Genomic DNA, 24,043 nt, shown 5'->3' with positions numbered 1-24,043 from the left:
GGAGACTGCTGGGACGATTATGGCAAGGCTCTATTCTAGATGAACTGCTCATCGTGAGCTTGTCGTAAAGGCTTCCATCCAGCCCTGAGTCGCGGCCGCTCAGTGATCTGCTGCCGCCAAGTCCGGCATGGTCTCGTCGGGATGATGGGTGGGCAACTCGAGGATGAATTCGGTTCCCCAATTAGCCTTGGAATGGCAATAGAGGCGCCCCCGGTGATGCTCAGTCACGATTTGGTAGCTAATGGAGAGCCCCAGGCCGGTCCCTTGCCCAACCGATTTCGTGGTGAAGAAAGGATCGAACAGCTTGGAGTGAATCTCGGTGTCGATACTGGGGCCGTTGTTGAAAATATGAATAGCGATCCAGTCGGGAGACAGGGATCGGGTGCGAATCTCAATGGTGGGAGGCTGCTGAGACGGGCTCGACGGCGCCGCCCCTTGGTCCTGCAAGGCGTCGATGGCATTGGTGAGAATATTCATGAACACCTGATTCAGTTGCCCCAGGCGGCAATCGATAGGATCTAGGGGAGCGTAGTGTTTGACCACCTGGATGCCGTTGCCAGTGGCCATCTTCAGGCGATGCTTCAAAATCATCAGCGTGCTGTCAATCCCGTCGTGGATGTCAGCAGGCTTAAAGTCCCCCTCTTCCAGGCGGGAAAACGTTCGCAGGGAGCGGACAATCTCATTGATGCGATCAGAGCCCACCTGCATAGATTGCAGTAACTTCGGCAAATCACTTTGAATAAACGCCAAATCAACTGCATCAATGGCTTCTTGCAGGCCGGCTGGGGGATTTGGGTAGTGCTGTTGGTAAAGGGTGATAATATCCAGCAGATCTTGGATGTAGGTAGAGGCGTAGGTGAGATTGCCGTGGATGAAACTAGCTGGATTGTTGATTTCGTGGGCGACACCAGCGACTAATTGGCCCAGACTAGACATTTTCTCGCTTTGAACCAATTGGGTCTGCGTCTGCTGCAGGTGCTGAATGGCCTCGGACAGCGCTTGGGTGCGTTCCTGTACCCGCTGCTCTAACTCGTCTTTGTGGGCTTGGAGTAGGGATAGGGTTTGCTGCAAGCGGCTGGTCATCTCGTTAAAGGACTGGGCCAAGACGGCCAGCTCATCATGGCTCTGAATCGGCACCTGCTGATTTAGATCCCCTTGGGCAATCTTGCGGGTGGCCACCACGAGAGCCTGCAATGGGGTTGTGATCGAGCGGCTGAGTACTACGGCAATACTCGCCCCTAACCCCCCTGCAATCAGCGCGATGACGATGCCTTGGTTGCGGACCCTAGCAACTTTCTGCTGTAGCGGAGCGGTTGAGAGGCCAATACTGACTGCGCCTAGTCTCTGCTCCCCAGCAATGATGGCGCGGCCGGCGACGAGCTGTTGAGATTGCCAGATAAAGACCGTTGGCTCACTGTTGATGAGCAGTTCGTAGGGTGGGCATTTCTTGTCCGAAATCTTTGCTAACCCGCACTCAAGCTACAATGCCCACCGCTGAAAAAATTGGTGGGCAAACAAAGCTTACAGGCACCAGCGAGGGTTATCTATCCTGATTTTGCCCACCCTACCTACTTCCAACCAGTTGACAAATCCCCTCTGTAGCTCATTGACTGGACAGCAGCCAGGACTAAGGTATTCTTGACCGCCTGGACTATCCCAATCCCTACCAAGGTAATATCGAAAATCAGTAGATTGCAAAGCCTGGGTGTGGCGTTGCTCATCCGCTTCGTTGTTCCTCTGGAGCCGCTGACGCGTATAGCCCAAGGGGCATGGCTGATGCTAGGGCACAGCTTGTCTGAAAGACAGACGACATGACAGGTGTGAGAATTAAGGGGCTCGCGAACAAAAATGATCCCGGTGTCATTCCCGCGCCGGCGGGAGTCCAGGGGAGAAGGGAGGAGGGAGAAGTGAGAAGTGAGGAGTCATTCCCGCGCCGGCGGGAATCCAGAGCGGCAACCTATCGGTCAGTGGATTCCCGTTTTACGGCCTCCGGCCACGCTAAGCGAGTACGGGAATGACATCGAGGAGCGGACTGGATAATGCCGGGTGACATTTGTACTCCCCTACCTCGTGGATACGCCCCTCTTATCCCTCATTTGAGTTATACGTTTCCTCTAGTCTGGCGAGATAACGTCTTTCAATTTCAGCTGCTGCTAGGGGTTTAGAAAATAGATAGCCTTGCCCAAACTCGCAACGGAGTTGTTGTAGCCATTCAAGCTGTTGAGTTGTTTCAACGCCTTCTGCAATCACCGATAGACCGAGGTGCTGACCGAGGGCAATAATCGTATCGACGACATGATATTCGCGACTTTCTGATTGAATTTGATCCACAAAAGAGCGATCGATTTTCAGGTTATTCACTGGAAAACGGTGTAGATAACCCAGGGAGGAATACCCTGTGCCAAAGTCATCAATGCTGATCTGAATGTTTCTCGACGCCAACTGAACTAATAAATCAATGGTCTGATCGATGTTCTCAATCAACAGACTCTCGGTAATCTCTAAGGTGAGCGAGTGACCCGCTAATCCAGTATCAGCCAATATGTCATCAACATCCTGAATCAAATTCACCTTGCGAAGATCTTGTGCAGAAAGGTTGATACTGATTTTGAAGGAGGACCCATTGGCAAATTGGTTTTCCCAACTGGCTATTTGCTGGCAAGCGTTATAAAGCACCCAATTATCCAGGGGTACAATGAACCCCGTCTCTTCGGCAATAGAAATAAATTCATCTGGAGAAATGAACCCACGCGTCGGGTGTTGCCAGCGAACTAAAGCCTCAAATCCAAACAGTCGATGATTGAACAAATCAAAAATGGGTTGATAGTAAACCACAAATTCTTGTTGGTTGAGCGCTTTGCGCAGATCCGTTTCGAGGGTGAGGCGGTTCAGCGCTTGAGTATGCATCGCTGCATCGAAAAACTTATACGAGTTGTTCTGTTGTGCCTTAGCTCGATACATGGCAATGTCGGCATCGCGCATTAAATCGGAAGTCTGATGGTAATCCTGGGTTCCCAGAACAATACCAATACTGAAACTGGTAAAGATTTCATAGTCATGGATGATGAACGGCGTTTGAAAATCTGCCAGGATACGTTCGGAAATTTGAATCACGTCTTCAGGACCACTGATCTCCTCTAGCAGAATCACAAACTCGTCACCCCCCAGTCGAGCCACTAAGTCAATGTCTCTTACATGCACTTTTAGTCGTTGGGCAATGGCGATCAGGAGCTGGTCGCCAACCGAGTGCCCCAAACTATCATTGATCACTTTGAATCGATCTAGATCCAGAAATAAGACCGCATAATGGTAGTTCTCAAGACGCCTGGCTCGGTTAATGGCCAATTCAAGTCGCTCTATCAATAGTTTTCGGTTCGGTAACCCGGTCAGGGGATCGTGCAACGCGATATAGATCAGCATCTCCTGGGCCTGTTTGAGGTCGCTAATATCACGACAGACAGAAATCAATAATCCATCCTCGGTGAGGGTGAGGGACACGCCCTGGGCAAAGGTAGAGCCATCTTTGCGAGTGGCGATCGCTTCTCCCTGCCAGGCGCGATCGCGATCCAGCACTGGAAAGACTTCCTGCTCAAACCGGTCTATCTCCACTTGGGAATAACACAGTCTCCAGGTTTTGCCCACCAGCTCTTCAGCGTGGTCGTAGCCAAAGAGGTTGAGATAGGCTTGGTTGAGATAGAGATACGTGTCTCCTTGCAGAATACCGATGCCATCGATCGCCGCCTCGATCGCCGCCAGTTGCCGTCTCAGGGCAACTTCAGCTTGTTTGCGCTCTGCCCGAATTTGAGCATCCCGCAATTCGCGCCGCACCGCCTCGGGTAATCGGACTAAGTTGTCCTTCATCAGGTAATCGTGGGCACCGGCCTTCATGATTTCCACCGCCGAGCGCTCACCAATGGTGCCCGAAACCATAATGAAGGGAATGTCGAGTTGGCTTTGTTTGACAATTTCCAGGGCCGCAGGGGCGTCAAATCCGGGTAAGCGGTAATCTGAAATGATCACGTCCCAGGCCCGGGTCGTCAGCAGGGTGCGGAGCGACTCAGCTGTTTGCACCCGTTCCCAAACCAGATCGAAATTACCACGACGTAATTCTCGCAACACTAGCAGCGCATCGTCCTCTGCATCTTCCACGATCAGAACACGGAGTGAGTCACTCATGATTACAAGCTTTCCGGTAATGGCTCATTAATCAGCACCCAATACAACCCGAGTTGAGAGATGGCGTTGGTGAATTGATCAAAATCAACCGGCTTCCGCACATAACTATTGGCCCCCAGGCTATAGCTTTCAACAATGTCCCGCTCTTCGCTGGAGGAGGTGAGCACAACCACCGGCAGCAGTCGAGTGCGGTCATGGCCTCGGATGCGTCGCAAAACCTCCAATCCATCAATTTTGGGGAGCTTTAAGTCCAGCAACACGACAGTGGGTAGCGGATCAGCCGAAAATAGCACTGTCAATGCCTCTTCACCATTCCTAGCAACCTGAATGGGGTTTGTCACCTTACCCTGTCGTAGTGCCCGCAGGGTCAGTCGTTCATCGTCGGGGTTATCTTCAACCAACAAGATGGGACGAGGGGTTGCCATCGCCTATGCTCCTAGCTCGAGCGGTGTACTGGGAAGGGTGAAATAAAAGGTTGCGCCCTGCTCGACGGTTGCCTCTGCCCAAACGCGTCCCCCATGGCGATGAATCGCTCTTTGAACCGTCGCTAACCCAATTCCTGTGCCGGGAAATTCATGGATATTATGCAATCGTTGGAAGACGCCAAACAGCATGTTGGAGTAGGCCATATCAAAGCCAGCGCCATCGTCTCGGACAAAATAGACCGGCTGTCCGTCTGGGTAAATCATGCCAAATTCAATTCGGGCTGTGGGATGGTGGCTGGTAAATTTCCAGGCATTTTGCAACAGGTTCGTCAGGACCACCCGCATCAGGGTGGCATCGGCGGAGACGATCGCGTCGGGGGCAATCCCAACCTCGACGGGCCGCTCTGGCTCCGATGCTTGCAATTCAGCCATCAGCTCTTGAGCCAGGGTACTGAGGTTGACCGTGGTATGCCGGATTTCGTAGCGAGAGACCCGCGATAAGCTCAGCAAATCATCGATTAACATGCCCATGCGGGTGACATTTTTGCGAATCCGATCGAAGTAATCTTGGCCCTCTTCATCGAAAGTGTCTCCGTAATCTTCGAGTAAGGCTTTGCTAAAGCCATCGATCGCCCGCAGAGGAGCCCGCAGGTCATGGGAAACCGAGTAGGCAAAGGCTTCCAATTCTCGGTTAGAGGACTCTAGTTGGGTGGCATACTCTTGGATTTGGGCTTCAGTGCGTTTGCGAGCGGTAATGTCATAGTTAATCCCGATCATCCATTCAGGGTCACCGTGGCGATTGCGCTGCACCAGGGCATTAGCTTTGATGAAGCGGATGGTGCCATCGGGATGAATCACTCGAAAGTCTTGGTCAAAGTCTTTTTCACCGCGCAGGGCTTGCTGAACCGCCGTTTCTGCCGCCGCGAGATCGTCGGGATGGACACTACTAGACCAGGCTTCATAGACATTGGTAAACTGCTCGGGGGTAATGCCATAGAGTTCATACATTTGTTGATCCCAGGTGAGGATGTTGTGGGTAACATCCCAATCCCAGATGCCCATGGCCGCAGACTTCACCGCCAGATTCAAACGAACAGACATCTGGCGGAGATGATCTTCTGCCTGCTTGCGATCGCTGATATCCCGACAAACTCGGATGATATCGCCGGTAGGGGTCAGGGTCAGCGATACCTCCACGGGGAAAAGGGTGTTGTCCCGTCGTTTCCCTGTGGCTTCACCGTGCCAGAACCCGTGTTGCTTCACCTGGGGCAGCACCTCTTTTTGGAACCGGCGAACTTCCTGAGCGGGGTAGAGCACCTGCCAGGATTGGCCCAACAGATCCTCGGCTTGGGAATAACCGAATAGGGTTAACTGGGACTGGTTCAGATAACTATAATGGCCATCTCGCAAAATGCTGATGCCGTCGATGGCAGCCTCAATCGCGGTGAGATGGCGCTTGATGTCGGCTTCTGCTTCTTTCAGGGCAGTAATGTCTCGACCGACTGCCTGGAATTCAATGAAGTTGCCGTCTGGGTCAACTAGGGCGCGATCGGTCCACTGTTGCCAGCGGATGGAGCCATCCGGCGCAATCACGCGATGTTCACAGGTGACGACCGGGTTGTCTACGGACAGGCTGTTGAAGGTTTGTAAGGCAATCTCTTTGTCCTCGGCAGGTATGAGGGGGGTAAAGCTACGGCCCAAGAGGTCTTCCGGCGACTTCTGGAAAAACTGGCAGTAGGCATCGTTGACAAAGGTGAGGATGCCGTCGGGCAAGAAGCGGCAGATCAGTTCTGTCTGGTCAGAGACGATGCCCTGATAGTAAGCCCGGCTGGCCTTGAGTGCGGCTTCGGCCTGTTTGAGATCGCTAATGTCGGTAATCAGCGCATAGTAGCCGTGAACCCGGCCCTGTGAGTCAATCTCTGGCACCAATTTCCCAGAGACATAGCGGGGTTGTCTCCCCTGATAGGGCAACTCGTTTTCATAGGTCACGGTTTCGCCAGACAGCACACGCTCAATATGCTGTCGGGCACGCTGGTACGCTTCAGCGCCAAGCACCTCGGCAATGCTGCGCTCCAGGATATCTTCCTTCCGACAGCCAAACCACTCTTCATAGGTGTGGTTGACAAACCGATAGTGCTGGGAGGCATCCGTGTAGGAAATGCAGCCCGGAATAGAGTCGGTAATCAGTTGCAGTCGGGCTTCGCTGTCCCGCAGGGCTGCTTCGGTGTGTTTGCGATCGCTAATATCAATCAAATATCCCAGCATCTCGAGGGGGTTACCGGCCTGATCGCGAATCAACCGTAACTGGGCCAGGCACCAACAGTAGGTATCATCGCCTTTACGGAGGCGGTACTCGTGCGCATAAAAGTCACCGGTGAATAAATTTGCCAGCCCGGCCAGAACCCGCTCAGCATCGTCGGGATGGAGATGGTTGAGCCAAAATTCAGAGTCTGCCAGAAAATCCTGAGCATTCCAGCCCAATAACGCTTCGACGTTTTCGCTGATAAAGGTGGCCCCATAGTCGCCATTGGGTTTGCAGCTAAAAATGACGACGGGGCTGGAGGAGACCAGGTATTGTAGTCGGGCTTCACTGCTAATCAGGGCGGCTTCTGCCCGTTTGCGATCGCTAATATCAATGTGACAGCCAATCATCCGCAGCGGGTTACCCGCCTCATCCCACTCAATCACCTTACTGGAGCAGATCACCCAGACCGTCGATCCATCTTTATGGCGATAGCGGACTTCGTTGACGTAGGGCACTTCCCCTCGGCTCTGGACATGGCGGTTGAAACACTCCAATACCCCGGGTAAATCTTGTGGAAAGATTAGATTTTGCCAGGTTTCAGGGGTGTTGGGCAGTTCGTGATCGGCGTAGCCAAACATTTGTTTGAAGCCAAGGCTAAGGTATTCTTGATTGCCGGGAATATCCCAATCCCAATAGCCCGCGAGAATGATGTCCAGAATCTGCTCCAGTAACGTTAACTCTTTACGAGTCTGCTTAGCTTGCAGGCGCTCGGCTTCGACCTGTTTGCGTTCGGCTTCCAGCCGCTTTCTCTCGCTGATATCCGTGATGGTGCCGACATAGCCAATCACTTGCCCATCGGCATCCCACTCGGCGACGGATTGTCCATAGACCCACCTCACCGTCCCGTCAGGGTGTTGAAACCGATATTCGAGCTGGAAGGGACGATTTTCCTGGGCAGATTGATACCATTCAGTCACGACCCGGTCCCGATCATCCGGGTGCAGTCCTTGCCGCCATCCCTGTCCCATTGTCGCTTCTGGGGCGAGCCCCGTGATCTGACCCAAGCGATCGTTGACGTAGAGGCAGTTACCCGCCGCGTCGGTGCGATAAATCCCCACGGGAACCGCTGCTGCCAGGGTGATATAACGTTGTTCACTGGCTCGCAGGCGAGCTTCCGTTTGCTGTCGCTCGTTCAGTTCCGCCTGTAATTGCTGATGGATGGTGGCCTGTTGAAGGGCGATCCCCAGTTGCACCGATAACGCCTGCAGCAGCTCCACTTCTTCCGGTTGCCAGTCGCGGGGGTGTTGGCTCTCGCTGACATGGAGCAAGCCCCACAACTCATCCCCACACAGCAGCGGCACCAAGATTTTGGCGCGTATCTGGGAGCGGATCAGTAGCTCCCGGTGACAGGCTGACATGTCGGTAGTGTAGATATCCGGCACGATGCGCACCCGCCCCTGGCGATAAAGTGCGGTGTAGTCTTGCAGGCAGGTGTCGTTGACCCGTTCCCCCACCAGCGACAGGGAGGAGTCGGTGGACTCGGCCACGACCATGGTTTGCCCATCGGCGTCAAATCGCCAGATATTCACGCGAGCGCACTGTAGCAGCGATCGAATCTCCCGCACCGCCGTCTCCAGAATCACCTGTAAATCTAGCGATGATCGGATCTGAGTGGCGATGTTGGCACTCAATTGCTCCCGTCTGGCCAGGGCTTGCAGTTCTCGGGTGCGCTCTTCGACTTTGGCTTCTAGCGCTTGATTGAGTTGCTGGAGTTGTTGCTCAGCCTGCTTGCGATCAGTAATGTCATAGCTAACCCCGATCATCCGTTGAGGGTCACCGTGGGGATCGCGCTGCACCAGCGCATTGGCTTTGATGTAGTGGATGCTGCCATCGGGATGAACCACTCGAAAGTCTTGGTCAAAGTCTTTCTCGCCTTGCAGGGCTTGCTGAGCAGCCATTTCTGCTGCCCTGCGATCGTCGGGATGCAAACAGCTCGACCATGCTCCATAGGCAGGGGTAAAACACTCGGGGATGAGGCCATAGAGCTCATACATCCGTTTATCCCAGGTGAGGATGTCTTGGGTCATGTCCCAATCCCAAATGCCGATAGCCGCAGACTTCACTGCCAGATTCAGGCGAGCAGACAACTGGCGCAGATGTCGTTCTGCCTGCTCACGCTTAGCAACGTGCTGCTGAAGCTGATGGTTGATCGCTTCTAGCTGGGCTGGACTGGGCAAATCGAGCGCTTTGGGGACAATCGGAATGAGTTGAATCGCGGTGTAGACCGAAATCGCTGCCGTGAGTGCTTTGATGGTGCCCGAGACCCAATAAGCCGGATGCCACAGTGTCCAAATGGACATTAAGTGGGTGGTGCCGCAAAACGCAATAAACGCGGAAAACAGTAAGAAAATCCAGTCAAACGGAACATCCTTGCGCTTCTGAACAAAATAGAGCAAGGTCAAGGGAATGGAGTAGTAGGCGATGCCAATCAGCGCATCTGAAACCACATGTAATCCGACTAGATTGGGTTTCCAAAGATAGCAGTGCCCGTGGGGAATCAACAGTAGGGTGTCTAACATGTTAGGTAGCCTTGCTGAGAACTGATTGGTAAAGGGAATCTTAAATAGTTTCACAAGGGGTTAGCGATCTTGTGCTAATTCTTCTCCCTGGAGGGCTTGCTGTGAGTGATTTTCACGTAGTTGACAAGTCTACCTGTAGCTGATTGATTAGACAGAAGTCAGGACTGAGGTATGCTGAATTGTCCGGAATACCCTCATCCCAATACCCCGCCAAAGGAATACCGAGAACACATGAAATTAAGATCTAAACTTAGTACAGAATTCGTAGTCAAGGTGGTGATCTGCCTCACGCCAGCAAATAGAACGGAACGGACGCAGTGATTGTTCATCGGTTGAGCGATCGCAATCCGGCGCGGCACAACTCACCTCGCGGGTCATCATTCTCACTTCAACTCACATCTTGCAGGGGATTTAGGCGTCGACGTGAGCTCAGCCGAACGAGGCTAAGGCAGGATATAAACGGACTGGTGCAAGAGCTCTGTTCAAAACACTGTCTCACAGTTCATCTGCTGCTAGTACTGAATGGCAGAAATGGGAGTATCCTTTAGGAACCCCTCTCAGGACATCCCAGTTATGCCCCGTCTACCCGCCCCATCCATCACCTTGAGCGAGTCGGAACTTCATGAGTTAAAGCAGCTCGCGAAGCGTCCCAGCACCCCTCAGTAAATCGCTTTGCGGGCGAAAATCATCCTGCGAGCGGCTCAGGGCGACAGCCACGGTGCGATTGCCCGTGACTTAGGCATTGGCAAAGCGATGAGTCGGTGCTGGCGAACGCGCTGATTGTCACTCAGTTCCCGCGAGGTGCCCGTCGCCGAGCGGTTGCAAGATGCCTATCGCTCCGGGACGCCACCCACCTTTACACTGGAGCAAATCACCGAACTGTATGCTTTGGCCTGTTCGCCACCGGAGCAATATGGCCGTCCGATTAGTCAATGGACGCCCCAAGAACTGGCCGATGAATTAATCCAGCAACAGATCGTCGATAGCATCAGTGTGCGACATGTGGGTCGCCTCTTGGCGGAAGCCGAACTCAAACCGCACCAGAGCCGCTACTGGTTAAATCCCCTCCCGACCCAGCGTTCAAAGCCAAAGTTGAAGACATCTGTGAGGTTTATCAACAAGCGGCCGCACCAGCCGAGCAGGGTGAGTTGACCGTTAGTCTCGATGAAATGACTGGGATTCAAGCCCTGGAGCGAACGATGCCGGATATTGCCATGAAGCCGGGGCGCTGTGTTCGAGTCGAATTTGAATACATTCGCCATGGCACCCAAGCTCTCATTGCCTCCTTGAATGTGGCCACCGGACGCATCGACCAGGCAACGGTGGGCGATACCCGCACTGAGCAGGATTTAGACACTCATCTGAGAGCCTTGCTCGCGCAGTCCCCGGAGGCACCCAAAATTCACTTGGTCATGGACTGTCTCAACACACACCAGTCCGAGTCCCTGGTGCGTTTGGCGGCTGAGCTCGAACCTGAACCCCTGGCATTAGGCGTCAAAGGCAAGTCCGGCATTCTGCAATCGATGGCGACCCGTGCCGCGTTCTTGACCAACGCGGCACATCGTCTGGTGGTGCATTTCACCCCGAAGCATTGTTCCTGGCTCAATCAAATTGGAATTTGGTTTAGTATTTTGGTGCGGAAGTTGCTCCGACGCTCCAGTTTTAAGAGTCAAGCTGAACTCAGGGCCAAGATTTTGGACTTTGTTGATTACTTCAATCGCACGATGGCCAAGCCCTTCAAGTGGAACTATACAGGCAAGCCTCTCACCGCATAAATAGCTCGCTTACTTCTGTCATCGGGTACTAGTCCACGACAGAGGTGGGTGGATGCACCAAAGAGGTGGTCAGGAGCAGCAAAAAGGTGCTCGGGTGCACCACCAGGGTGGTCGGATACACGAAAAAGGTGAGTGGGTGCACCAACCAGGGTGGTCGGGAGCACCACGAAGGCGATCGGGAGCATCATCAGGGTGGTCGAGAGCAGCAAAAGGGTGCTCTGATGCACCACCAGGGTGAGCGGGAGCAGCACAAAGGTGGTCGGGAGCAGCAGAAGGGTGGACTGGCAGTACGGTTATTGCGGGTAGGCTTGGAATCCGGGCAGAGCCCTCTGGGTCGATGCCGAGGTTGGTTCTCTGGATTCCCGCCGCCGCGGGAATGACGGTAATGGGGTCTTCTTAGACAGCAAACTAACCGCGAAAATAAGTCCTGTCATTCCGGGCAAACGCAGTGCGACCCGAACTGTGATCGATAACGCTGTAGAAACGTAACTTCAGCCGGGGCTGGGATTATTCGGTGACCGGCTGGCTGCCTTTGGGGTTGGCCCGCTTGGTGAACCATTCCCCCAGCTTCTCCACTAGATCATCCAGGCCGGCCATGGTGCCATTGGCCTTGGCGTAGCGATACACCTCCAAGGCGGCCGTGTAGGCCTCGTTGCCTGCGGCTGTGGCCGTATACGTCAGCATCTCCTGCAGTTGGGTTACGGCTAGAATCACCGGCTGCAGCGAGGTAAACAGGGTCAGGTCTCGCTGCATCTCTTCCAGGTCAAAGGAGCAGGGCAGAAAATCTGGGGTCTGGGTGGCCACTTCCAGGGCGCGGCGGGCAAAGGCTTCATTGGTATCGGCCATCTTGAGCAGGGACTTGCGCTCCTCTGGCGTCAGCCCGGCAAAGAATGACAGCTTCTCTGGAATGGTTGCGATCGCAGCCATCATCGTCTGTAGCTCGCTGGAGTCTAAGGTGGCGCTTACTCTATTCGTGACCATGGGATATACCTCACGACTAAGATATGGTCAGTCTCAGAATGCTCAGCCCTTCACCAACAGCGACTCGATAATTTTTCGGTACTTTATCAATCCCAGACAATCGCCTTCTGCCTTCTATAGCCGCCACCAAGCTGGGCGCCGTTGCAGACCAGCCGGCTAGCCCCATAGCCAGTATCCCAGCCCTGGGTCGAGGCCGCTCAGCGATCTGCTGCCGCCAAGTCCGGCATGGTCTCGTCGGGATGATGGGTGGGCAACTCGAGGATGAATTCGGTTCCCCAATTAGCCTTGGAATGGCAATAGAGGCGCCCCCGGTGATGCTCAGTCACGATTTGGTAGCTAATGGAGAGCCCCAGGCCGGTCCCTTGCCCAACCGATTTCGTGGTGAAGAAAGGATCGAACAGCTTGGAGTGAATCTCGGTGTCGATACTGGGGCCGTTGTTGAAAATATGAATAGCGATCCAGTCGGGAGACAGGGATCGGGTGCGAATCTCAATGGTGGGAGGCTGCTGAGACGGGCTCGACGGCGCCGCCTCTTGGTCCTGCAAGGCGTCGATGGCATTGGTGAGAATATTCATGAACACCTGATTCAGTTGCCCCAGGCGGCAATCGATAGGATCTAGGGGAGCGTAGTGTTTGACCACCTGGATGCCGTTGCCAGTGGCCATCTTCAGGCGATGCTTCAAAATCATCAGCGTGCTGTCAATCCCGTCGTGGATGTCAGCAGGCTTAAAGTCCCCCTCTTCCAGGCGGGAAAACGTTCGCAGGGAGCGGACAATCTCATTGATGCGATCAGAGCCCACCTGCATAGATTGCAGTAACTTCGGCAAATCACTTTGAATAAACGCCAAATCAACTGCATCAATGGCTTCTTGCAGGCCGGCTGGGGGATTTGGGTAGTGCCGTTGGTAAAGGGTGATAATGTCCAGCAGATCTTGGATGTAGGTAGAAGCGTAGGTGAGATTGCCGTGGATGAAACTAGCTGGATTGTTGATTTCGTGGGCGACACCGGCGACTAATTGGCCCAGACTAGACATTTTCTCGCTTTGGACCAATTGGGTCTGCGTCTGCTGCAGGTGCTGAATGGCCTCGGACAGCGCTTGGGTGCGTTCCTGTACCCGCTGCTCTAACTCGTCTTTGTGGGCTTGGAGTAGGGATAGGGTTTGCTGCAAGCGGCTGGTCATCTCGTTAAAGGATTGGGCCAAGACGGCCAGCTCATCATGGCTCTGAATCGGCACCTGCTGATTTAGATCCCCTTGGGCAATCTTGCGGGTGGCCACCACGAGAGCCTGCAATGGGGTTGTGATCGAGCGGCTGAGTACTACGGCAATGCTCGCCCCTAACCCCCCTGCAATCAGCGCGATGACGATGCCTTGGTTGCGGACCCTAGCAACTTTCTGCTGTAGCGGAGCGGTTGAGAGGCCAATACTGACTGCGCCTAGTCTCTGCTCCCCAGCAATGATGGCGCGCCCGGCGACGAGCTGTTGGGACTGCCAGATAAAGACCGTTGGCTCACTGTTGATGAGTCGTTGTCCGAGCGGACTGCTTTGGGTGGCATAGACTGGCCCTTGCCGATGGAGATCGGCGATGATGCGACCGTCACTATCGTAGATGTGACCGGAGGTCAGCAGAGGATGGTTCTGGGCCAGGGCCGAGATTAACTGGGAGAGGACATCGGCCTCTAGGTCATAGAGGGGATCGCGGGCGACAACTTCCAGGGTGTCTAATAAGAGGCTGGCCCGCTCTTTCCATTCCTGGTGAAAGGTGTTTTGTTCCCGCTGCACGGAGAGGGCGGTGACGCCACTAATGGCAATGACGACTAGGCCCGTCATCGTCATGGTCAGCTTTACCCCTAAGGAGCGCTGAGGTGACCACCGTTGCCAGCCAGGGAGCCTTAAAGCGCGCGTCTTGTTAATCGCCCACCAGGTCATATAACACTTTGATCCGAGCAATGGCAGTACTGGCTCCCTGGGGAAACTCATCGAACTGAGCTGTCTCTTCAAATTGCTGCAGGACATCACGCCCGGCTGGCGTCTCATCCATGGCCATCAGGACTGTCTTCAGGGCTTGCTGCTGGGCCGCATCCATGGTGGGAGACACCAGGCCAATGTGACGGGGTAAGGCTTCGGTCTCAGCCAGGATGACGAGCTGCTCTCGGGTAGATTCTGGAATGCTATAAAAATAGGGACTGCCGACGGCACCGGCCACGACCCGCTGGCTCAGCACCCACTGAATGGTAGTTTGCTCGTGGCGGCTGAAGACATAGCCAATCTGATCTGGCGGTACCTGAGCAGTGGGATCGTTGAGCTGGGTAAGGGATAAGCCAGCTTCGGCAAGATAAGCTTTAGGCAGCATGTAGCCAGAGGTCGAAAATTCTTCTTCGAAGGCAACCACCTGCCCTAATAAGTCATGGACGGTCTGACGGTTGCTATCCTGGCGAGCAAACAGAATGGTGCTGTAGGCGGCGACACCAGTTTTCCACCGTCTCAGCAAAACAGTTGCCCCGGAACCAGTCTTCACTCGCATGGCAGGATAGGGACTATCGAAGTATAGATCAACGTCTCCAGTGGCGAGCCATTGGGTCATCGTAGCCATATCGGGGGCAACTTTGACCGCCCCAGCTTCGATGCCGAATTCGCTCAATTGCTCGGCCAGATAGTTGGCCATGGGTTGGTAGGCATCAATTTTGGCGGCGGGTTCGTCGGAGATATCTGCAATCACGAAGGTCTCGGTAGCCGCTGGATCGGCGGCAGGAGAGGTGGTGTCCGAGGACAGGGAATCGGGAGAACAACCGCTGACCCCGAGGATTACCCCTAATCCCAGAATTATTTTGAGCCAGAGATGCAGCATAAATACGACCACATGGTGAGTGTACAAAACACCTGCTACTAAGATGCCCCTGGCAGTGGGCTGTATTTCGGGGAATCATTGGCTTGATGAAGGCTTCATCGCAGTTGGAAGCCCATGGCCAGACAACGGGGCATTCCCTAAACACCATCATCCTGCCATTGGCCCTAATCATTTGGATGTATCCTAGACACACCCGCAAGCTAGATGCAGCTGCCAGCACTAGATTGAGCGGTGACTTGCCCAGGTCTTAAGGGGCGTAGGGCCTGAGCTACCGTAGGTGTCGTTTGAGGATGGTTGCTCCCTCGCTGTCTGCCCCTAGACACCAGTGAGGACGCTAATATGGTTGGATGAGTAAGCTAACTTTCGTTGTAGGTTCTGACTGCGGCTATGAGACGCACCCGACCCTCCCGTTCCTCCAAGTCATACGATTCCTATCGGTCTACAGAGCCACCACCGCCTAAGTCGCCCTTGGGCTCGACCCTGAACTACATGACCCTGGCCATCATCGGGGGCGTCTTTATTCTGGGCATTGGTTTGGGCATTGCCTTCAGTTCTTCAACAACCAGCATGACCCCTCAAAATGTAGCGTCCCGGGAGTTCATCGACCGCAGGGCCCCCAATCCCGAGATGTGTGTGCAGTACGGGGCTAGTGCCGTAGTAGCCGATGCTCGCATCTTTTTGACCTTTAATCCTTTCGGGGTCTATCTGTCGCAGCCCACCATGCAGCCGGGCTGTGTGATTCGCCGCAATAACTGGGCGGTGCTAGAGAAGCGAGGACTGATTGACAGTGAAGACGAGCGTCAGTGTCGGCAGCGGATGAATACCTTTGGTTATACCGGCGATGCCAATAATGAGCAGGCCGCTAAGGTGGACTGCATCTATCAAAATGATGCCGCTGGCAACCTCTTCCTGAATCAACAGGGAGCTGGGGCGCCACCCCCTGGCACTGAGAACTTCTAGATACAGATAGATACAGATAGAGACAGACCAATCTGGCCGGCTAGAGCACCGGTAGCCCACCCAGTTGAACTAGGCGGTTAGCTAAATCTGCTTGCTCTAGTTTCATCTCTAAGGCCGCCGCCAGTTGCATGCCGCGATAGTAGAGGGTGCGGGCGGCAGCAATATCCCCCGAGCGTCGATAGTAGTCACCGGCATACATGAGGCTGACAACGGTCTGGGGATCGTTGGCGCCTAGGGTGAGGGCCAAGCGCTGATCGATGAGGCGGCGAACCGTCGTTAGTTCATTGCGATCTAGGTAGATGGGCAGCAAGCCATCGATGGCTCGTAGTTGTACGGCCACATCGTTGACGTCGCGGGCTAGGCGCAGGGCCAGACGGTAGGCGCCGATGGCAGCAGACTCTTGGTCTAGGGCCTGATAAACATCCCCGAGCCCATTCGATGTATGGGCTTCGCCGGCCCAGTCGGCAGCGGTGTAGCGGTAGCCGGCAGCGGTTTCGTAGTACTTGCGGGCATCTTGCCATTGGCCCTGAATCGCCGCCACCAACCCCAGATTACTGAGGGACAGACCCAGGCCTTCCGGGTGATTAACGCTACGGGCCAGGACAGAGGCTTCGCTGAAGGCGGCCTGGGCCGCAGCCACATTGCCCTGCTGCAGGAGCAGGCTGCCTAGGTTATTCCAGCCAAAGATTTCTCGCTGTAGATTCTGATTGTCCCGTGCGATCGCAAGGCGGCGTCGCAGAGCCGACTCTGCTTGATCGTATTGACCCAGGCTGGCAAAGGTGAGGCCGATATAATCATAGGTCAGCCCTAGGGCCACCGTATCCCCCAGGGCATGGTAGATCTCGATGGCCTGCTGCCAGGAAGCAATGGCCTCAGCCGGGCGCCCTGCCGTCGCCTGCTGGCTGCCCAACCGCAACCATTGATCCGCCACATTTCGGGGTTGCCCCGCAGTAGCGTTAAAGGGGCGAATATCCAATTGCTGATCTAGATCGGTAGCCAGGGCAGAGGGGCCCACAAATCCCAGAGTTAGGACCACCAGCAGCCAGCCATAGGGCCATCGTTTCGGGGTTGCCATCTCTATCTACCTCCCACCGCATCCAGTGTTTTCCCGATCACAGGGCTGCTTTTTTTCCCTGCAACATCAGCTGTAGGTAAGACCTATCTGCCGATGGCTCATTGGGGGCAAACACCTGATCTAAGAGTCTCTCATCCTCATCATTCTCATCACTCTCATTGCCCTCTTGATAGCCGTTATCGGTTCCTGCTGCCCCCAAATAGATGGCGCGAATATCGGTAGGCAAGGCTTCTTCCAAGTGGCGATAAGCGTCCTGCAGGCGGCTCTTAACATCCCCCGGCGACAGCCGTTCTCCCTCGGCCTGAAGATAGGCGGCAATGCGAGTGGCACTCCAATGAAATGTCTGCGCCATCACCACCATCAGCCGCTCAATCGGTGGTAGGTTTTCCAGGGCCCGTTCTAGGTAGCACCACAGCGGCGGTGAGGCATCTTCGATGGCATAGTGAATCTGCTCCACATCGGGCAGCGGCACCTGGTTAATGCACAGGGCTGTGATATTGATCAGCCAACTCTGCAATGAAAACGAGGACTTACCAGGCACCGCTTCCGGCCAATCTAGGCCACTGAGTTCGTAGAGAATATGACGCCAGGTAATGGCAAATAAATAGTCTGCCTGCACCGGAGAGCGAGCCGAGTGACGAATTAGGCTGTAGACGATGGGGCTGTAGCGGCAGAAAATGGCCGTAAAATAGCGTCCCGAATCGGGATGGTGCTTGAGCAGGCTGACCAGTTCCCGATCACTCAGGTGAAACAGGGACTGCACAATCTCGTGGTCACATTCAGGAAAACTAGGGATACGCACAGCAATCGCTTGCTCAGAACAGCTAAAACTCAAACGGTATCACGGTAGCAGTTACATCCGGCTTGGACATTCCCAGGAGCAGCATACTCCAGCGGGACGGCTGGGCCAGAGATAACCTAGACCATTTATCCACAAGACTCGCAACCTTAAGTTGAGGGTAAGCTAGCTCCTAATATACCGATACTGGCTCAAATTCACATGATTTTTTACAAAATCAAGATACGACGAGCAACGATGGCGTTAGAATCATGCCCTGCTAATGGGCGATAGTGATGTTGATACACTAGAGAAACTAGCTTAGTCCTGTGACCATTTCCAGAAGGAGCAGGCTGACGTAGCGTCATTCCGTGGTTTGGTATCTCACCTATGAATACGGCATTATCCCTTGGTTCTAGTGTTGGCTGCGGCGAGACAGCGACCTTTGGTGCCGTCCTCGGCCTGCCCATCGACAGTCTCTTGTCGACCCAAGGCATCATGGTGCTGCTCTTGGTGGCCTATGCCGGGGCCATGTGGATGTTTCTCACCAGTGCCCCCAAGGTTCATACCGTCATGGTCTCAGACCTGGAATTGGCCCGCCGCTTCTATGAGGGCATGTTGCAATTGCCCGCCGCGGATGTGCCCCTGCATTACTACTACAACTATGAGCAGACCCTGGGCACGGCGGGAATTGACCCGATGTATATGGGCAATATGGGTAGCAATCCTGGCTCAGACTATGGCAACCCCGATGGCCTCTGGTATCAGCTGAAGAAAAATACCCAGCTCCATGTGATCTCCGGGGCTAGCCTGGGCCACAAACGACGCCAACGCCACGTCTGCTTCGACCATGATTGCCTGGAGCAGTTGCTGATGCGGGTACAGACCTACGGCGTCAAGCACAAGATTCGCCGCGATAAGCCCCTAAACTTTCTGGTCAAAGACTACGATGACCAGGTGATCGAGATGGCCGAGGTCTCTAACTAATACACTGTGACATCCGTTCAGCGACTACAGCATTTTTGCAGCTAGTGAGGTGCACGGATGGCCATAAACCCCTTGCGGGGAGACTGATCAGAATTTTGTGTAAGCGGTCTAGAATCCCCATAACTCAAGAGACCGCATCATGCCGAGAAAGAAATCAGAACGCTCCCGAATGACGGACGTCTTTTTCGCGATGAGTCTGCTACCTCAAGAGACTACTCCCGTCATTCCCGCGGCGGCGGGAATCCAGTTTTCGAGGAGCATACCTGGGAGGTGTCTACTGACTGCAAAGGTCCCTGCCTGGATTCCAGATCGCGCTACGCTTGCCCGGAATGACGAAAGACCACCTTGTCTGGCAGAAGTTGAAACGTTGCCCTCAGGCTGCCAGGCTTGCTTGGGCAATTAAACTCTCGACGGTCTCAGAGGGAACGGGGCCATCGAATAGGTAGCCTTGACCTAGGCGACAGCCCAGAACCTGGAGTTGTTGCAACTGGGCCTCGGTTTCGATGCCCTCTGCGATCGCATCTAGGCCCAACTGGTTGGCGAGCTCAATGATGGTTGCCGTCACATTGAAGTTGCGCTCACTCTCAAACAGATTGCTGACGAAGGACCGATCAATTTTCAGATTATTAACCGCTAAGAGATGCAGGTAGCTTAGAGACGAAAAGCCAGTGCCAAAATCATCGATACTAATTTGGACAGCCAGGTCGTGAAGCTCTTGCAAACGCTGATTAATGGCCTCGATATCCTCCATAAACATGCTCTCGGTAATTTCCAAGGCCAAACTCCCCTGAGCCAGTCCCGTCGTCTGGAGCACATGCTTCACCTGGGGAATCAGGGCAGCATCTTTTAACTGTTTCACCGAGAGGTTGACGCTGATCTTCAGGGCCTTAGCTGCCGGAAACTGGGTCTGCCAGCGCCCCATCTGTTCACAGGCTGCCCGCAGCACCCAGGTGCCCAAGGGCACAATCAACCCCGTCTCCTCAGCCACTGGGATAAACTCGGCGGGAGAAATCATGCCTCGCTCAGGATGCTGCCAGCGTACCAAGGCTTCAAAACCCGCCAGCTTCCCAGTATCCAGGGCTATGATCGGCTGATAGCGCAGGACAAATTCCTGCCGTTCCAGGGCCTGACGCAGGGCATTGCCCAACTCGTGACGTCGCAGGGCTTGGGCATACATTTCCTGTTGAAAAATGGCATAGCAGGCCTTACCACTGCGCTTGGCAGAATACATAGCAATATCAGCATCTCTGAGCAGGTCTAAGCCCTGCCCATAGTCAGCATGTCCCAAGACGATGCCAATACTAGCTTCAACAACCACTTCATGGTCATCGAGGCATATCGGGATACTCAAGGCCTCTAAAATATCCTCCGCCATGCCGATGGCAGCATGCAAACCGCTGATATCCTCCAGGAGCACAATAAATTCATCACCTCCCCAGCGGGCCACCAAATCAACACCTCGAATTGCACTCTCTAGGGTGCTAGCAGTTCGCTGCAACAGGTGGTCTCCAAGCAAATGCCCCAAACTGTCGTTAATCACCTTAAATTGATCAAGGTCAATACAGAGGACGGCAAACTGAGCGCCGGCATTAGCCCGAGCTCGTTCCAGAGCCAAATCTAGACGCTCCAGTAATAGAGTCCGGTTAGGGAGTCCTGTGAGTCTATCGTGGGTAGCGTCATGTTCCAGCTGCTGATAGGCTCTAAACTTATCGGTGATGTCCCTGGAACTAGTTTGTAGATGGGTGGGCTCCCCCGTAGACGAGGCCACCACTTTGATCAGGGTCTCCAGCCAGATATAGTGGCCATCTTGATGCCAAGCTCGATAGACAATGGGATTCTGAAGGTAACCCGCTTCAATTGCCTGCAGCATTTCTAACCACATCAGAGCTTGATCCTCCGGATGGCAATAGTCTAGGGGGGACTGCCCAATCAAGCCCTTGGGATCAGAGCCAAGTACAGATTGACAAGAGGGGCTGGCGTAGAGGATCTTGCCGTCTAAATCATGGAGACACACCAGATCTTTGATATTTTCTGCCAGTAAGCGAAAGCGAGCTTCGCTGGCTTCTAGCGCAGTGTTTGAGCGCTGCCGTTCGATCTCGGCGGCGGCTCGATGGGCAAAGATACGCAGAATTGTTAGGCTCTGACTGCGATTGTCTAGAGGACTTTGGCTGACTCCGGCGAGGGTACCGAGGGATTCCCCGGTGGCATTGACTAAAGCCACTGCAACATAGCCGTCGGCATCTATCTGCTGTAGATGGGAATTGTCCGAGAATTGCTGCTGTACCTGAGTTGCGCAGTAGTAACTGCCCTGGGCCAGGGTAATGGCGCACGGGGTTCTGTCGGGATTATAGGTAACGCTGGGACACATCTGTCCCCGGCAGTAATGGGCTAGAGTCTGTAGGCCGGTGTCTACCTGCTCTGTAATACAGACATGATCAAACCTGAGGGCCTCGGCCAACTGCTGCACCAGTTTCTCAAAGAAGGCATTGCCGGTGACCGCAGCCGTCCCCTGCATCAGGGTCTGCAGTACCTCCGCCGAGCGTTTCAGCTCAGTCACATCGCGCTTAATCACCACATACCGATAAACCTGGCCAGTTTCGTCGCAGATGGGAAAGGAGCGATCCCAAATCCATCGCACGTTGCCATCGGCGTCTAGAATGCGATATTCGTCATTGAAGAATGCCTGTCGCTGGACTTCGGCATGGAGCTTCTCACTCACCCAGTCTCGATCCTCGGGGTGAATGTGCTGTACCCACTCCTCCAGACAGTCTGGATCTCGTAGGACTGAGGGGGGATGCAACTTGGTCAAGCCAGCATTGGCGTAAATCAGCTTGCCGCTGCCGATCTCGCGTAATAGCAGGGCATCCTCGATGCCATCGACAATTTGCTGCAGCTGTTTCTCGCTACGCCGATAGGAGTAGCTAAGGCGCCTGTTGGCTGCCAGCTGAGACTGGAGCTTGGCATTGGCATTGGATAGATCTCGTTCCCGCTCCAATAGCTCGGTAATGAGCTGAGTCAGTGCCCGCGAGAGCCGAGCCATCTCGTGGTTGCTCCGAAAGTGGGGCAAGGTAATGTCGCGATTCCCCGCTCGAATTTGGTCGGCGATCGCCGCCACTTGTAAGAGGGGCCGAGTAATCAAGGCGGTGGCTGCCCAACTGAGAAACACAAATCCTCCGCCGATCACCACTCCCCCTAGAAGAATGCGCTGATAAAGGTCATGGGCCGGAGCAAAGGCTGTCGCCGTCGATTCCCGCACCAGAATGGTCCACCCGAGGCCCTCATAGCTTTGGTAGCCGCGACTATAGGCAAACCCCACCAGGTATGTCTCGTCATTCGGCCAGGTTTCGACGGCATATCCTTGTTTACGAAGGTAGGCCAGGCGGTTGCTGTCGAGATCCAACGACTTTCCCTGCCAAGCCCGAGGGCCTGACAGCACCATCCCATCCCTATTGACAATGAACACCTCTTTGCCTTCTACCTGTGGAGTTTTCATGAGGACGTCTATGACCTCCTCTGCCCATTGCCAGTTCAGATGGGCTCCAATCACTCCTTGTACATCTCCTTGGTCGTTGACAACTGGGGCAGCAACATCGACAAAGCGTAGATGGGTTCCCTGCGGATTAGGCAGTAGCTCTGCCAAGAGTGCGGCTTCATGGACATCCCCGACAAAGGGCTCCGAGAGCGCCGCTTGAAACCAAGGCCGCTGAGCAACATTTGCGCCCTGGAGTAGCCCTTGAGTACTCGCCACGACCGTTCCTTGAGGGGTGGTAAACCCAATCCAGGAGTAGTGGGGAAAGGTGCTTTGCAGTTGCTCGAGCAGTGCCTGCTGCTTGGAGAGGGTTGCCTGGGGATTCTGGAAGCGGTCTAACTCGGCAATGATTTGAATCTCTCTGTACCGCTCAAATATATTGATATCGAGTTCCCGTGACACCTGAAAGGCCACCTGGGTCAGCTCCTCGCCGATATCCTGTTTAATCTGGTGGCGGGCCTGGCGCCCTGCTCTTTCCCCCAAGACCACGGCCAACAAGAGGGTAATACCGCCGAGGGTAACGCCTACACGCACGGCAAGGCTCGGATTTAAGCGAGACCAGAGTAATCGTGTCATGGAGGCCAGCCATCCGATTCAGTTACAGTGCTAGTGGCAGTGTTCCCAAAATTCTAGTGTAAATTTAGGTAAAGCGTCTCCACGTCAGCCCGCAGGGCACCTTAGAACCTTTGCTCTGCTACTATCGATCCTCTGAGCAGAGATGAGCCTGCTATTCCTTATTGGCGGTGAAGTGAATCCCTGGATGTATTTGTTGACCGTCTGCCTCAACTACGCTTCGATCACGACTCGCAGGTTGCCCCGCTTGCGTACGACTCGACAGGCCGTGGCGCCACTGGAGCGTTCAAACTCCAGATCTAAGAGGGTCTGGCCAATGGTGAGGTTGTGCAGAGACAAATAGTTGACCGACTCTGGCAACTGGGGATGGATGACTCGCAAGCAGTTGCTGGGGGCGTCGGGGACCAGGTTCACCATCAGCTGCAGCAGCTGAAACATGGTACCGGTGGCCCAGGCCTGGGGAGAGCAGGCCACGGGATAGCGGACGGGGCTGCTCTCGGGGGTGCGTTTGTAGCCACAAAATAGCTCGGGGGGACGGTGGTAGGGCTGTTGGGCGGTCATGTCGATGATGCCCTGGGCAATTTCTAGGGCTTGCTCGACGAACCCTTGCGATCGCAACCCGGCGGCAATGATGCCATTATCGTGGGGCCACACCGAGCCGATGTGATAGCCCATGGGATTGTAGGCGGGGGAGGCACTACTGAGGGTGCGAATGCCCCAGCCGCTAAACATATCGGGGGCTTGGAGGCGCTCGGCCACACTGCACACCTTGTCGTCGGCCAGGATGCCGGTGCCCAGACAATGGCCGGGGTTAGAGGTAATGCTGTCCACCGGCTGCCCCTCACCATTGAGGGCCAGGGCGAAATACCCTTGCTCGGGCAGCCAAAAGTCTCGATTGAACCGTTCCTTCAGGGCCTGAGCCTGCTCCTGCCAGCGGTCCGCCAGATCGAGCCGCTTTTTCATGCGGGCAATGACACCGAGGCGGAGCTTAGCGACATAGACATAGGCCTGAACCTCAGCTAGAGCAATCGCTCCCGTGACTCGCTGCCCCCGGGCATCCACGATGCAATCGCGGCAAAGGTACGACCATCGAGTTCAAGCAATTCCACCGAT

General features: G+C 54.6%; 15 protein-coding genes and 1 pseudogene. 5 read left to right on the top strand and 11 right to left on the bottom strand.

Features of this window, described 5'->3' with window-relative positions; all coding sequences use genetic code 11:
- Positions 1 to 99: 99 nt before the first annotated feature.
- The 4 genes from XM38_RS22610 to XM38_RS22595 form a co-directional block, all read right to left on the bottom strand.
- Positions 100 to 1,230 carry a sensor histidine kinase gene (locus tag XM38_RS22610; RefSeq protein ID WP_256995807.1) on the bottom strand — a complete coding sequence of 377 codons (1,131 nt, stop codon included), beginning with the start codon at positions 1,228 to 1,230 and terminating at the stop codon, positions 100 to 102.
- 855 nt (positions 1,231 to 2,085) lie between these two features.
- On the bottom strand, positions 2,086 to 4,176 hold the full coding sequence (locus tag XM38_RS22605) for a putative bifunctional diguanylate cyclase/phosphodiesterase (RefSeq protein WP_080805561.1): 2,091 nt from the start codon (positions 4,174 to 4,176) through the stop codon (positions 2,086 to 2,088).
- A gap of 2 nt (positions 4,177 to 4,178) precedes the next feature.
- On the bottom strand, positions 4,179 to 4,601 hold the full coding sequence (locus tag XM38_RS22600) for a response regulator (protein ID WP_080805563.1): 423 nt from the start codon (positions 4,599 to 4,601) through the stop codon (positions 4,179 to 4,181).
- A gap of 3 nt (positions 4,602 to 4,604) precedes the next feature.
- Positions 4,605 to 9,425: a PAS domain-containing protein gene (locus tag XM38_RS22595; protein ID WP_080805565.1), complete on the bottom strand. Its 4,821-nt coding sequence runs from the start codon at positions 9,423 to 9,425 to the stop codon at positions 4,605 to 4,607.
- A 780-nt stretch (positions 9,426 to 10,205) separates the two neighbouring features.
- Here XM38_RS22595 and XM38_RS26565 point away from each other — a divergent pair.
- The 3 genes from XM38_RS26565 to XM38_RS22580 all read left to right on the top strand — a co-directional run bounded on the left by XM38_RS26565 (position 10,206) and on the right by XM38_RS22580 (position 11,580).
- Positions 10,206 to 10,577: a helix-turn-helix domain-containing protein gene (locus tag XM38_RS26565; RefSeq protein ID WP_202978949.1), complete on the top strand. Its 372-nt coding sequence runs from the start codon at positions 10,206 to 10,208 to the stop codon at positions 10,575 to 10,577.
- Complete coding sequence (locus XM38_RS22585) at positions 10,574 to 11,200, top strand: transposase (protein WP_202978948.1); 627 nt, start codon at positions 10,574 to 10,576, stop codon at positions 11,198 to 11,200. The genes XM38_RS26565 and XM38_RS22585 overlap by 4 nt, the downstream gene beginning before the upstream one ends.
- Before the next feature lie 128 nt (positions 11,201 to 11,328).
- A complete protein-coding gene (locus XM38_RS22580; protein WP_137455209.1) occupies positions 11,329 to 11,580 on the top strand; it encodes a hypothetical protein in 252 nt (83 codons plus the stop codon).
- A gap of 127 nt (positions 11,581 to 11,707) precedes the next feature.
- Here the strand turns inward: XM38_RS22580 and XM38_RS22575 are convergent, their stop codons facing one another.
- The 3 genes from XM38_RS22575 to XM38_RS22565 all read right to left on the bottom strand — a co-directional run bounded on the left by XM38_RS22575 (position 11,708) and on the right by XM38_RS22565 (position 15,028).
- Complete coding sequence (locus tag XM38_RS22575) at positions 11,708 to 12,181, bottom strand: hypothetical protein (protein ID WP_080805570.1); 474 nt, start codon at positions 12,179 to 12,181, stop codon at positions 11,708 to 11,710.
- 197 nt (positions 12,182 to 12,378) lie between these two features.
- Positions 12,379 to 14,016 carry a sensor histidine kinase gene (locus tag XM38_RS22570; RefSeq protein ID WP_187329515.1) on the bottom strand — a complete coding sequence of 546 codons (1,638 nt, stop codon included), beginning with the start codon at positions 14,014 to 14,016 and terminating at the stop codon, positions 12,379 to 12,381.
- Positions 14,017 to 14,089: 73 nt separating this feature from the next.
- Entirely contained in the window at positions 14,090 to 15,028 is a 939-nt protein-coding gene (locus tag XM38_RS22565; protein ID WP_080805574.1) for a phosphate/phosphite/phosphonate ABC transporter substrate-binding protein, read from the bottom strand.
- A 387-nt stretch (positions 15,029 to 15,415) separates the two neighbouring features.
- Between XM38_RS22565 and XM38_RS22560 the strand changes: the two genes are divergently transcribed.
- Positions 15,416 to 15,988 (top strand): DUF3172 domain-containing protein, encoded by a 573-nt coding sequence (locus tag XM38_RS22560; protein ID WP_088431118.1) that lies wholly within the window; start codon positions 15,416 to 15,418, stop codon positions 15,986 to 15,988.
- Between the two features lie 40 nt (positions 15,989 to 16,028).
- On the opposite strand, the gene XM38_RS22555 is transcribed toward XM38_RS22560, so the two are convergent.
- Positions 16,029 to 17,063, bottom strand: coding sequence for a tetratricopeptide repeat protein (locus tag XM38_RS22555; protein WP_080805578.1), 1,035 nt, complete (start codon positions 17,061 to 17,063; stop codon positions 16,029 to 16,031).
- Between the two features lie 37 nt (positions 17,064 to 17,100).
- A complete protein-coding gene (locus XM38_RS22550) occupies positions 17,101 to 17,865 on the bottom strand; it encodes an RNA polymerase sigma factor (RefSeq protein ID WP_080805619.1) in 765 nt (254 codons plus the stop codon).
- 366 nt (positions 17,866 to 18,231) lie between these two features.
- Between XM38_RS22550 and XM38_RS22545 the strand changes: the two genes are divergently transcribed.
- The gene (locus XM38_RS22545; RefSeq protein ID WP_088431116.1) at positions 18,232 to 18,828 is read left to right on the top strand and encodes a VOC family protein; all 597 of its coding nucleotides are present in this window, start codon (positions 18,232 to 18,234) and stop codon (positions 18,826 to 18,828) included.
- A 373-nt stretch (positions 18,829 to 19,201) separates the two neighbouring features.
- On the opposite strand, the gene XM38_RS22540 is transcribed toward XM38_RS22545, so the two are convergent.
- Positions 19,202 to 22,933 (bottom strand): bifunctional diguanylate cyclase/phosphodiesterase, encoded by a 3,732-nt coding sequence (locus tag XM38_RS22540; RefSeq protein WP_088431114.1) that lies wholly within the window; start codon positions 22,931 to 22,933, stop codon positions 19,202 to 19,204.
- Between the two features lie 210 nt (positions 22,934 to 23,143).
- Positions 23,144 to 24,001, bottom strand: a pseudogene (locus tag XM38_RS22535) (amylo-alpha-1,6-glucosidase); the annotation flags it as partial.
- Positions 24,002 to 24,043: the final 42 nt, after the last annotated feature.

It is taken from the genome of Halomicronema hongdechloris C2206 (assembly GCF_002075285.3).
Taxonomy (GTDB): domain Bacteria; phylum Cyanobacteriota; class Cyanobacteriia; order Phormidesmidales; family Phormidesmidaceae; genus Halomicronema_B; species Halomicronema_B hongdechloris.
Note: the sequence above shows the minus strand (reverse complement) of the source record. Positions and strands in the feature narration are given on the sequence as shown.